11 protein-coding genes are annotated in these 12,530 nt (G+C 37.1%); 7 read left to right on the top strand and 4 right to left on the bottom strand.

All coding sequences use genetic code 11. The features are described from left to right. Window positions 1-74: 74 nt before the first annotated feature. Complete coding sequence (locus ACY651_RS01365) at window positions 75-1,628, bottom strand: helicase HerA-like domain-containing protein (RefSeq protein ID WP_462248939.1); 1,554 nt, start codon at window positions 1,626-1,628, stop codon at window positions 75-77. An 84-nt stretch (window positions 1,629-1,712) separates the two neighbouring features. Between ACY651_RS01365 and ACY651_RS01360 the strand changes: the two genes are divergently transcribed. Then, window positions 1,713-2,660, top strand: coding sequence for a cytochrome-c peroxidase (locus ACY651_RS01360; protein ID WP_462248937.1), 948 nt, complete (start codon window positions 1,713-1,715; stop codon window positions 2,658-2,660). Window positions 2,661-2,884: 224 nt separating this feature from the next. After that, the gene (locus ACY651_RS01355) at window positions 2,885-3,583 is read left to right on the top strand and encodes a response regulator transcription factor (protein ID WP_462248935.1); all 699 of its coding nucleotides are present in this window, start codon (window positions 2,885-2,887) and stop codon (window positions 3,581-3,583) included. A gap of 63 nt (window positions 3,584-3,646) precedes the next feature. Here ACY651_RS01355 and ruvB read toward each other — a convergent pair whose 3' ends face one another. Beyond that, complete coding sequence (gene ruvB / locus ACY651_RS01350) at window positions 3,647-4,666, bottom strand: Holliday junction branch migration DNA helicase RuvB (protein ID WP_462248933.1); 1,020 nt, start codon at window positions 4,664-4,666, stop codon at window positions 3,647-3,649. Window positions 4,667-4,777: 111 nt separating this feature from the next. Further along, on the bottom strand, window positions 4,778-6,079 hold the full coding sequence (locus ACY651_RS01345; RefSeq protein ID WP_462248931.1) for an OmpA family protein: 1,302 nt from the start codon (window positions 6,077-6,079) through the stop codon (window positions 4,778-4,780). Window positions 6,080-6,275: 196 nt separating this feature from the next. Here ACY651_RS01345 and ACY651_RS01340 point away from each other — a divergent pair, with 196 nt between their 5' ends. The 5 genes from ACY651_RS01340 to ACY651_RS01320 all read left to right on the top strand — a co-directional run bounded on the left by ACY651_RS01340 (window position 6,276) and on the right by ACY651_RS01320 (window position 12,047). Beyond that, window positions 6,276-7,499: a sensor histidine kinase gene (locus ACY651_RS01340; RefSeq protein ID WP_462248929.1), complete on the top strand. Its 1,224-nt coding sequence runs from the start codon at window positions 6,276-6,278 to the stop codon at window positions 7,497-7,499. A 27-nt stretch (window positions 7,500-7,526) separates the two neighbouring features. After that, window positions 7,527-8,258 carry a LytR/AlgR family response regulator transcription factor gene (locus ACY651_RS01335; protein ID WP_462248927.1) on the top strand — a complete coding sequence of 244 codons (732 nt, stop codon included), beginning with the start codon at window positions 7,527-7,529 and terminating at the stop codon, window positions 8,256-8,258. A 30-nt stretch (window positions 8,259-8,288) separates the two neighbouring features. After that, a complete protein-coding gene (locus ACY651_RS01330) occupies window positions 8,289-9,590 on the top strand; it encodes a M28 family metallopeptidase (RefSeq protein WP_462248925.1) in 1,302 nt (433 codons plus the stop codon). Between the two features lie 144 nt (window positions 9,591-9,734). Beyond that, window positions 9,735-10,544 (top strand): AraC family transcriptional regulator, encoded by an 810-nt coding sequence (locus ACY651_RS01325; protein WP_462248923.1) that lies wholly within the window; start codon window positions 9,735-9,737, stop codon window positions 10,542-10,544. Window positions 10,545-10,607: 63 nt separating this feature from the next. Then, window positions 10,608-12,047, top strand: a complete 1,440-nt coding sequence (locus ACY651_RS01320; protein WP_462248921.1) for an alpha/beta fold hydrolase — start codon at window positions 10,608-10,610, stop codon at window positions 12,045-12,047. Between the two features lies 1 nt (window position 12,048). Here the strand turns inward: ACY651_RS01320 and ACY651_RS01315 are convergent. Beyond that, window positions 12,049-12,530: geranylgeranylglyceryl/heptaprenylglyceryl phosphate synthase (locus tag ACY651_RS01315; protein WP_462248919.1), on the bottom strand; the 482-nt coding region annotated here is incomplete at its 5' end.

Below are 12,530 nucleotides of genomic sequence, written 5' to 3'. Positions count from 1 at the left end.
ACAAAACAAAAAAGCCTGAGAAACAGTAATGGTTTCTCAGGGTCAACATGGTCAGGCGATGGCGTCAGACTATGTTAAAACCAACTTTTACTTTTGCTTGATCTGCTTCTGCCACCTAAACCTAAAGCGCCCAATAAAGAACGCACAATAGTATTTCCTGCAGTGCGTACCATACTTTTTACAATGGTATTATCTGCCACTTTTTCAAAAGTTGATTTTTCTTCTTTAGTTTTTTTGCCCGTTGCTTTTTCTTCTGTTGCGGAATTTTCCGCAGCCTCTTCCAATTTAGCAGTTAAAATTTCATATGCACTTTCGCTGTCAATAGCTTTGTTATATTTAGCAACTAATTTAGATTTACCTGCAATGCTGTCAATTTCTGCATCAGTTAATACATCCATTCTGCTTCGTGGTGCACAAAGCATTACATGTGCCAGCGGTGTAGGAATCCCTTTTTCATTCAGCATCGTTACCAATGCTTCGCCTATGCCCAACTGTGTAATTAAATCTTCCGTTTTATAAAATTCTGTTTCAGGATAATTTTGTGCAGTTTGCTTAATAACTTTTCTGTCGGCTGCAGTAAATGCCCTTAATGCATGCTGCACTTTTAAACCTAATTGGCCTAACACACTCGCCGGTACGTCCATTGGGTTTTGTGTACAAAAGAAAATACCAATTCCTTTTGAACGGATAAGTTTTATTATTGTTTCTATTTGCTGCAATAAAGCTTCGCTGGCCTCCTGAAAAATTAAATGGGCCTCATCAATAAACATGACCAGTTTGGGTTTATCCAAATCGCCTTCTTCTGGGCAACTGGCATATAATTCTGCCAGCATCTGCAGCATAAAAGTAGAAAACAATTTGGGCTTATCCTGCAAATCGGTTACCCGTAATACATTTATCATTCCTCTTCCATCATCACTCATTCTCATTAAATCATCTACTTCAAAACTTTTTTCTCCAAAGAAAATATCCGCACCCTGCTGTTGCAGTTCAATTACTTTACGCAATATAGTTCCCGTACTGGTGGTAGATATTTTACCATAAGTTTTTTCTATTTCCGCTTTTCCCTCGTCGCCGATGTATTGCAGTACTTTAATAAAATCTTTTAAATCGAGCAAGGGTAATTTAGTATCATCGCAATATTTAAAAAGCATAGCTACCACTCCGCCTTGCGTATCGTTTAAGCCTAAAATTTTGCTTAACAGCACCGGGCCAAACTCACTAACGGTGGCCTTTAAATGAACACCCTTTTGCCCGGTTAAAGTCATTAGTTCAGCAGGAAATAAAGCAGGTTTATATTCCATGCTAAGCTTAGCATAACGATCTTTTACTTTGTCGTTGGTGGCACCCTCGGCAGCAATACCACTTAAATCGCCTTTAATATCCATCAATAAAACCGGCACACTGTTATCGCTTAAAAACTCACTGATCATTTGCAGGGTTTTTGTTTTACCAGTACCCGTTGCACCGGCAATTAAACCATGGCGGTTCATTGTTTTTAAGGGGAGATTGATACTTGCTTCGGCAACCACTTCGCCATCTAAAACAGCGCAACCAATTTTAACTGATTCTCCTTTAAAAGTGTAGCCATCTTTTATGGCCTGAATAAAAGCTTCTTTACTGGGCATTGTTTATAATTTTTTGAAAGATACGACCTGTAATTGATATGAATAAAATCATTTTTTCAGCCAGTTCCTGTTAATTTTGTAGAAATGAAAAAGTCTTTTTGCATTCTTTTTTTAACTGCAATAACCCTCTTTATTGTCAGTTCATCTTTTCAGCAAAAAAATGCTGACATAAAAACTAAAGCCGCTCTTGGCAAAAAATTATTTTCCGAAAAAATATTATCATTGGATTCTTCCGTAAGCTGTGCCAGCTGCCACAAACCTGCGTATGCATTTGCAGATACTGCTGCGTTCAGTACCGGAATTAATGGCAAGCTAACGGCAAGAAATACCCCATCAGTTTTAAACATGAAAAACCGGCCGTACTTTTTTTGGGATGGCAGGGCGGTAACCTTGCAGGAGCAATCGCTAATGCCCATCCAAAACCCCGATGAAATGGGATTGCCCATTGATGAAGCGGTTAAAAGATTAAACGAAAGCAAAGAATATAAAAATCTTTTTCAAAAAATATTTAAACAACAGCCTAACGCAAAAAATTTATCGGCTGCCTTTGCGGCTTACGAACAAACTTTAGAAACTGTGGACAGTAAGTTTGATGACTGGAGCAATAACATTAAAAAATTATCAGCCTCAGAAGAGCGTGGCAGGCAAATATTTATTGGTGATAAATCAAAATGTTTCAACTGCCACCGTATGGAAGATTTTACTACAGATGAATTTAAAAATATTGGCTTGTACAATGCAAAAGATTTAAACGATGCCGGCTTATATGCCATCACCAAAAAAGAAAGGGACAAAGGAAAATTTAAAACACCAGGCCTGCGTAACATTGCAGTAACAGCACCTTACATGCATAACGGCATGTTTAAAACTTTGGAAGAAGTGGTGGATTATTATAACGATCCGGGAAAAATTGTATCTAACTCCATCAATATTGATAATGATTTAAAACAACCACTTGGCTTAACTGAAAAGGAGCAAAAAGATTTAGTGGCATTTTTAAAAACTTTGACCGATAAAAAATATTCCCGCTGATTTCGCAGATTGCGCAGATGGAAAATTGCATAAACTACTTCAGGCAAAAAAAATTCGTGTAAATCTGTGTAATCCGTGGCAGACCCATTTTGCCGCAGACAAAACTCTTTTCAGCGACATCAGCGTAATCTGCTGGCAACAATTCTACCTTTAACAAAAAATTAGGCACTATATTCGCTGTACCAAAAATGAATTAATTTTATTTGCTATTAAACTAATAAAACATGGAAGCAGTAAAACCCAAAATATTACTTTGCGAAGACGATACCAACCTTGGTATGGTTTTAAAAAATTATTTAGAATTAAACGATTACGACGTAACATTAGAGCGTGACGGACGGCTGGGCTTAGCGGCTTTTCAGCGGGAAAAATTTGACATTTGTTTGCTCGACGTTATGATGCCCAATATGGATGGCTTTACATTGGGAGAAGAAATACGTGATGTAAATCCCGATGTGCCCTTATTTTTCCTCAGCGCTAAAACAATGAAGGACGATATTATTCAGGGTTATAAACTGGGTGCCGATGATTATATTACCAAGCCTTTTGACAGTGAAGTGCTGCTGCATAAAATAAAAGCAATTTTAAAACGCAACGAAGAAATGCACCGTGAAGAAGTAAATGCAGAATTTGATTTGGGCAATTATCATTTTAACCCACGATTGAGAGAATTAACTATTGCAGGTAAAGTACAGGTTTTATCGCCTAAAGAAAATGAATTGCTGAAGATGCTGAGTGAATACAAAAATGATTTACTGAGCCGTGAAATTGCATTGAAAAAAATATGGGGAAGTGATACGTATTTTAATGGCAGAAGTATGGATGTGTACATTGCCAAATTGCGTAAATATTTAAAAGAAGATCCTAAGATTGAAATCGTAAATATTCACGGTAATGGTTTCAGGTTAGTGGTTTCGGAATAAGGATCCCTATCCTTTAAAGGTGTGAAATAATTTAAAAGCTGTTCGTAATCCGAACAGCTTTTTTTATGAAAATAAAGTGTTGGGAGAGTTGGGTTGTGTTTTTCCCAAATGCTTATACGCTTTTTCTGTAGCTTCTCTTCCTCTTGCAGTACGTTGCAAAAATCCTTCCTGTATTAAAAACGGTTCGTACACTTCTTCAATAGTGCCTGGTTCTTCGCCTACAGCTGTGGCAATTGTTGTGATGCCTACAGGGCCGCCTTTAAATTTTTCTATAATGGTAGATAATATCCTGTTGTCCATTTCATCCAAACCGTAAGCATCTACATTTAATGCTTTTAGCGAATGCTCTGTAATACCCAAATCGATAACGCCATTGCCAATTACTTGTGCAAAATCTCTCACCCTTCTTAATAAACCATTGGCAATACGTGGCGTACCACGGCTGCGGCCCGATATTTCTGCAGCCGCATCACTGGTAATTTTTGTGCCCAGTATTTTTGAGGAGCGGAGAATAATATTTTTTAAAGTAACGGCATCATAATATTCTAATCTTGATTTTATTCCAAATCTGCTAAGTAATGGTGCAGTTAATAAACCACTTCTTGTGGTAGCACCAATTAATGTAAACGGATTTAAATTAAGTTGTACACTTCTTGCATTGGGGCCGCTGTCAATCATAATATCAATGCGGTAATCTTCCATAGCTGCATACAAATATTCTTCTACAACTGTACTCAGGCGGTGTATCTCATCAATAAATAAAACATCGTTAGCTTCTAAATTAGTAAGCAAACCTGCAAGGTCGCCGGGCTTTTCAATTACCGGGCCGCTGGTTTCTTTAATACTTACACCTAATTCGTTGGCTACAATTCTGCTTAAAGTTGTTTTACCCAAACCCGGCGGGCCATGAAATAAAATATGATCCAGCGCCTCTCCCCTCATTTTAGCAGCCTTAATAAAAATGGTAATATTTTCTATAATCTGGGGCTGGCCGCTAAAATCATTTATTGCAGATGGCCTGATGGTGTTTTCAAATTCTTTATCTGCAAAGGCCGCATCACTGTTTAAATTTGGGTTTTCCATGAACTATTTTTTATCAATTTTGTAAAATTAATTATAAATAATTAAACGGTTGCGTTATAAAAAAACCTCCGTTAAAAACGGAGGCTTTTATTTCCCTTATGCTTCAACTAATTATTTCGATTTTACATTAACCGCAACCCTGCGGTTTTGTGCCCTTCCTTCAACAGTGGTGTTATCGGCAATTGGCCACTCGGGACCGTAACCTTTAGCACTTGCAATTGCAGTTGCAGCAGCGCCTAATTTTTTAAGCATTGTAACTACTGCATCTGCTCTTTTTTGTGAAAGCGCAACGTTTGCAGCAGCAGCACCAGTATTATCTGTATACCCACCCAATTTAAATTGAGCCGTTGGATAACCTTTACTGATAGCTACTATATTTTTTAACTGTGTCATTGATGCATCTGTAATATCTGAGCTTCCGGTTTTAAATTTCACATTTGTAAATTCAAACCAGTTGCCTTTTACGGTATCAATCGTTGCGTTAGCATCAGATAAAAATTTGTACAATTTATTTTCAGTTGAGTTTTCTCCTACTACTAATTTACCGGCTCCGTTTGGCAAATCAATAGTTACATTACTTCCTGCATCATAAACAAATTCGTTAGTTAACGAATCGAATTTGCCTGCAACATTTGTAACCACAGTTTTAACATCAGTGCTTACCTGCTCTGTTGCAGCTTTTACAGTATCGGTAACATTATGTGCAACTGTTTCTGCAGTATTATTACAGCCTTTACCAAAAAAATACCATGCACCCATTGCAGCAGCAACTAATAAAAGCAATGGCAATAAAAATTTTAAACCGCCGCTTGATTTTTCAACTGTTTCGTTAGCGTAATGTGTTGCAGTTTCTTTTGTACCTGAAACAACATTAGTAACATTACCACCAATATTACCCAGTACACTGCTAAGGTTTAAACCTGCCGGCATTGCTGCAGCAATATTATCTTTCTGGCTGCTTAATAAAGAAGCAATACCGCTTGCACCACCTGTTGAGTGCTTACCAATTAAACCTAAAACAGCTGGCAAAGCCATACTTAATAAAGAAGATGCTGACGAAGATTTTAATCCTGAAAAATTGGAGATAAGGCTTGTAATACCATTTACTTTATTACCAAACAAGCCGCCTAACAAACCAGCGCCTTTGCTTAAAAGACTACCACTGTCGTTACCTAAAAAGCCACCTAAATTATCTAATATACCCGAGCTTTTTTGCTCATCTACCATTTGTGCAACTGCACCTGCACCTTCGTGAGTAGAAGTAGAATTAAGCAAACCGCTGAAAACGGTTGGCAAAATACCACTCATGGCTTTTGAAACACCACTTTCACTTTCGCCTAAATAAGAACTTGCTTTGCTTACCAATTCGTTAGTAAACATACCTTTTGCTGCATCAATTAAATTAAATGACATATTGATTTTTTTAAGTTTTTTTTGGTTAATACGCTTTAGAGTGCCGGAGAGGTTAAAGGGTTGCACAAGGTGGCGAAAAAATATTGCAAATGCAAGCTTTTATTGATATGATTTATAACAAAACCTCCCACAACACCATATAGCCATTAATCAAAACACACCGTAATTTCACTATCTTGGAGTTTAGATTTGCACTATGGGTAAAGTAAATGTAAGATATTGGTTATGCCAGATTATAGGATGGGGCATTTTTGGCCTTATACATATCTATTTTAACCTGGTGGTTTTTGCCGAACAGTTTGCACAACATGGCGGCGAAAACGAATATTTAATAAGCCTGGGAATATTTTTAGTTTCAGGCATTATATCAACTCATATTTTAAGAACGATAATTAAAAGAACCAACTGGCTTAAATTTTCTTTTAATAAAATTTGGATAATTTTTATCATTGGCATAGGTGCTACCAGCCTTTTATTATTTTATGGTGGTAATGCAATAGAACATAATACCGCTTATTCATTTGATAATTATATTCAAAAATATAAATTAGAAAAAGCGAAAAAAACAGAAACCATTGCAGGACTAGATAAAGTAACTTATTACAGCAATACACCGCTTAAAGATTCTGTAAACCTTAAAACCATATCCGACATAAAAAAAACTACCGGCTGGTACAGAAACAGCAGAGGGGAATGGAAGTTTGAAGATAAATCTGAACTGCTGGGCATTTATCAAAATTTATTACTGCTGGCACTTTGGTTTTTAATTTATATCGTTTATCATTATGTTGATAAAAACAGAAGAGATCAAATTGACCGTTTAAAATTAGAAAGCACTGTAAAAGAACTGGAATTAAAAACTATCAAATCGCATATCAATCCGCATTTTATTTTTAATTCGCTTAACAGTATAAGGGCATTGGTGGATGAAAACCCCGAAAGGGCGAGAAGGGCCATTACCGAACTGAGTAATATTTTACGCAGCAGCATGCAGGCCGAAAAAGCAGAAACCGTTACTTTAGAAAAAGAACTGGATATTGTAAAAGATTATCTTGCTTTAGAGCACATGCGTTTTGAAGAAAGGTTGAAAGTAGAAATGGATATTGATAAAGATACACTTAGCCAGCCGGTACCGCCAATGATGCTGCAAACCCTTGTAGAAAATTCGATTAAACATGGCATTAGTAAATTAATAAATGGCGGTGTAGTGCGTATTGCAGCCGATTTTAAAGGCGATAACCTGGAATTATCGGTACAAAACACCGGGCAGCTTAACGGCAAAAGAAATGGCGATGGTTTTGGTATTAAAAGTACACAGGACCGTTTAAATTTAATGTATCAGGGCAAAGCACATTTTGAAATAAAAAATATTGGCACTAATATGGTGGAGAGCAAAGTAACCATGCCGGCTACCATTTAAAATTATGAACATAAAAGCAAACACACTATGCAGAAAGCTGTAATTATTGATGATGAACGTTTGGCAAGAAATGAATTAAAAAAACTGTTACTCGATTTTCCGGAGATAGAGGTAATTGGTGAAGCTGCGAATGCCGCAGAAGGTTTGGAAAAAATTGAAAACCTTTCTCCAGATTTAATTTTTTTAGATATACAGATGCCCGGCAAAACCGGTTTTGATATGCTTACCGAACTGGAAAAAGCTCCGCATGTAATTTTTACCACCGCTTACGATGAATATGCATTAAAAGCTTTTGAAGTAAATGCTTTAGATTATTTGATGAAACCGGTGGAGCCTAAACGCTTAGCCGATGCTTTACAAAAATTGCAACAGGCCGATGAAAAAGAAATGGCCGCAACTATGGCCGGTATTAACCGTGGCATGCTTACAGAAGCCGACCAGGTGTTTGTAAAAGATGGCGAACGCTGCTGGTTTGTAAAATTAGGCGAAGTGCGTTTGTTTGAAAGCGTGGGCAATTATGCTAAAGTATTTTTTGGCACCAACAAGCCGCTTATCTTAAAATCTTTAAATGCTTTAGAAGAAAGGCTGGATGAAAAAGTATTTTTCCGGGCCAACCGCAAGCATATTGTAAACCTGCGCATGATAGAAAAAATAGAACCTTATTTTAATGGCGGCCTTTTATTGGAACTGCATGGCGGCGAAAAAATTGAAGTAAGCCGCAGGCAGGCGGTTAAGTTTAAGGAGATGATGAGCCTTTAGTAATGCATAATTAATAATGAAAAATTTATAATGAAGAAAATACTTTTAACAGTTTCAGCAGGCTTTATATGCCTGCTTTGTTTTGCACAGGATATTGATAAAATAATAAATGCTGCCGAAGTGGAACGTATTGAAAAAATACTTTCGGCTGATGATATGCAGGGCCGCAAAACATTTACACCGGGTATTGATAAAGCAGCAGATTTTATTGCTGCAGAATTCGCAAAAAGCAAATTGCAATTTTTTGGCAACAGCAAAACTTATTTCCAGGAGTTTGCTATGATAAAAGCAAAACCTGTTTCTGTAATGGGCAGGTTAGATGCCGATTCTTTAACTGTAAACAATGTAACTGCCAATACCACTGCTGCAGAAATAAATATTACTTCATTAAAAGATTATGAAGTAATAGTGGTAAAAAAAGATGATGATTTTAATAAAACAGTTTTTCCAATTTTTGATACAGAAAAAAATGTAGTGGTACTGGTGGATACTTTTCATGCAAGACGATTTAAAAGTATGCAGCGCTTTACCGGCAATGCAAAATTCTCTTCTGCAGTTTCGCAGGTATTTATTTTAACGGGTAATATAAATCCGGCAACGCTTAATCTTTCTATTAAAAATGAATTAACAGAGCAGCGCCTTAAAAATGTTATGGGTGTGTTGCCGGGTAAAAGTAAAAAAGATGAGTATGTAGTTTTTAGCGGTCATTACGATCATTTGGGTATTGGTAAACCCGATAAAAACCAGGATAGTATTTTTAATGGAGCCAACGACGATGCCGCAGGTACAACAGCCGTGATGATGCTGGCAAAATATTTTAGTGCACTAAAAGAAAAAAATGAACGCACAATAATTTTTGTGGCTTTTACCGCCGAAGAAATTGGTGGCTTTGGCAGCCAGTATTTTAGTAAGCAGTTAAATGCCGATAAAGTTATGGCCATGTTTAATATTGAAATGATAGGCACAGAAAGTAAATGGGGCACCAACAGCGCTTACATTACCGGCTACGAAAAAACTGATATGGGTAAAATTTTACAAAGCAATCTCACCAATTCTAAATTTAAGTTTGAACCTGACCCCTACCCTAAACAAAATTTATTTTACCGCAGCGATAATGCTACACTTGCCGAATTGGGCGTACCTGCTCACACTATCTCTACTTCTAAAATGGAAGAAGCTCCCAATAACGAACCTAATTATCATAAACAAAGTGATGAGATTGGAACATTAGATATGAATAATATGGCAGAGATTATAAAAGCCATTGCGCTGAGCAGCAAAACTATTGTAAGTGGTAAGGATACGCCTGGCAGGGTGGAGAAAACTAAATAAGATATTTAAATTAGAAAAAGTTTTTACTTATCATTCTTGGTCTCTGGCCAACAATTTCTCTTTTCTGATGATCTAGAAAAAGAATAACAACTTTAGAATATTAATTTTATACTTCTTAATATAGCTGACAGCAAATTAAAGTTAATGGTTGAAATTTTTGACGACATACGAAAACTATATAACTTTAAGGCACCTTGCAAAGAGCTTGCAAACTATATTGAGTTTTTTTCCGAAACTTCTGTTGAAGCCACCAACCAATACATTACCACTGAAAAATTTACAGTTAAATTATTCCCCAGCTTTACACCTACTATATGGATCAATCTTGGTTCTCCTTATATTTTAAAAAATGGCAGGCAACAAATTTTTATTGATGCTGCTACAGATATTCTATTACTAAGAAATGCTATTGTAGAAAGAACCAACCTGCGCAGCGATAACATATTTACAGTTAAATTTCACCCGGGAGGTTTTGAAGCAATCTTTGGAATTGAACAGGCAAAAATCGGAAGCGAAGTTCTTAATCTCAATACTATATTTACCAACAATATCATTAAAAAATTTAAGCGGCTATATACGCTCCACGAAAGGATAGCCCTGCTTGAAAATTATTTCCTTACTTTACTTAATGTAAAATTTGCCGGGTATTATGGCTATCAAAAAGTATTTGATGCAATACATACTTTTAAGCAATCCGAAATGAAGTATAGTACTAATCAACTGGCAACAGTGCTGGCTACCACTAATAAAACGTTGTACCGCTATTTTAAAAACACAATCGGCATTTCTCCTAAAAATTATTTTTGTATTGTAAGGGCACGAACTGCATTAACCAAATACGTGTCAGGTAAAAAAACATTTTCTCCATACGATTATGGCTATTATGATATGAGCCATTTTAGAAAAGAAGTGGTACAGTTTACCGGGCAAAAATTATCTGCCTGGGTTTATTGATTTTGTCCGGTTTTTACTCTTTTTATGTTACCGCCAGTTGTACATTGTGGCACAAATAGCAGTATGAAAATATTTATCCTCTCATTCTTTATTATTATTCTCAGTTTACAAAAAATTATCGCACAAGGTTACCTGCCTGCAATTGAACCTTGCCCCTGTTTAATAAAAGTGGATACAGGATTAGTTACTAAATGTGGCTACCTGATAGTGCCGGAAAACCGGAGAAAGCCTGCAGGCAGAAAAATAAAGATACCTTTTGTGTTTGCCAGAAGACCCGTGGCTGATGCTGTAAAAAATATTACGTTATATACAACCGGCGGCCCGGGATACAGCACTATTAAAAATTTTGAAACCCTGCGTTACCGTTCCGATTTTTTTGAGTTTGGTGGATTTATTGTTTTTGATCAACGTGGCACCAAATTGGCGGAGCCTTGCCTCGACTGCCCCGAAATAAATGCTGCAGTTATAAAATCTTATACAGAAAATTTACCTATAGATAGTTTAGAGCGGAATGCGGTAAAAAAATGCCGAAAACGCTTAATCGCCGGAGGTATTGATATCTCTTGCTATACTACGGTTGAAAGTGCTGCCGATATTAATGATCTGAAAAAAGTTTTACAACTGGACTCTTTGAATTTGTTAGGTGTTTCATATAGCGGAGGTTTAATGCTAACCGTATTAAGAAATCATCCTGCTGCCGTAAAATCATTGATTTTAAATTCACCGCTGCCAGGTTATGCCAATTATGAAGAAGATGCTTTGTTCAATATTAATGAAGCACTCAACCAGGTATTTGATAATGTTGAGAAAGACTCTGCAACTATTCAATACCAAAATTTACGGCAGCGGTTTCAGCAATACTTCGGTAGTATCAATAAAAAAAAATTCAGCATTACTTATGTTGTTAAAAACACGGCTGATACCCTGCACATCAACTACACAAAGAATGAACTGCTGGATGCGGTCATCAACCGGATGAATAACTGGCAATTAAGAACAGTTCCGTTGGTGATGACTGAATTGATAAATGGCAACCATCAGCAATACGTTAAAGAAATATTGGATGATAATTTTTCGGGCAATAAAACGCTCTCTCATGGTATGCGTTACTCGGTGTATTGCAGTGAGCAAATTGCTTACGCTAATACAGAAATGATAAAAAAACAGGAATTGTTATTACCCTGGTTAGCGGGCTATGCATTCAATAATGTAAATCATGATATATGCAGTTGCTGGAAAGTAATTCCGGAGCCTGCCATTGTTAAAAAACCGGTGTACTCTGCCATTCCTGCGCTTATTGTTGCCGGCGATGCCGATCCCTGGTGCCGGCCATTTTACAACAGGCTGATAAAACGCTATATGCCCAACGCACAGTTATTGATCTTTCATAACAAGGCACACGGTCCGGGTTATTATGCTGACGGCATAGATTTTTTAAAACTATTTATGGAGCAGCCGTATAAGAAAATGGTTGCTGCTTCAGTAAATGTGATTGTGGAATAAATTACACCTTAACCGCTACACTATGCACCGCAGCGGCCATTTCTTTTATAAGTGCAGGATCTTTTTCGATAGCATTGCCCACCACAATTACATCAGCGCCGGCTTTGCAGTTGAGGTAAGCTTTTTCGGGTTCAATAATACCGCCGCCAATAATTAAAGGCACATCAATACAGCCGGCAACTTTTTGTATCATGCTTTCGGTAATGGCACGTTTGGCACCACTGCCGGCATCCATATAAATTAATTTCATGCCCAGCATTTCGCCGGCCATGGCAGTGCATACAGCAATTTCATTTTTATCTGCCGGTATAGGTGTGGCATTACTGATGTACGAAACTGTTGTGGGTGCGCCACCATCAATTACCATATAACCGGTGGGCATAATTTCGAGTCCGCTTTGTTTTACCACCGGCGCACTTATTACATGCTGGCCAATTAATAAATCGGCATTGCGGCCACTGATGAGTGATAGGTACAACAATG

This window comes from Ferruginibacter sp., assembly GCF_031391665.1.
Lineage (GTDB): Bacteria > Bacteroidota > Bacteroidia > Chitinophagales > Chitinophagaceae > Ferruginibacter.
The sequence above is the reverse complement of the archived record's forward strand: the minus strand, read 5'-3'. Positions and strand labels throughout refer to the sequence as shown.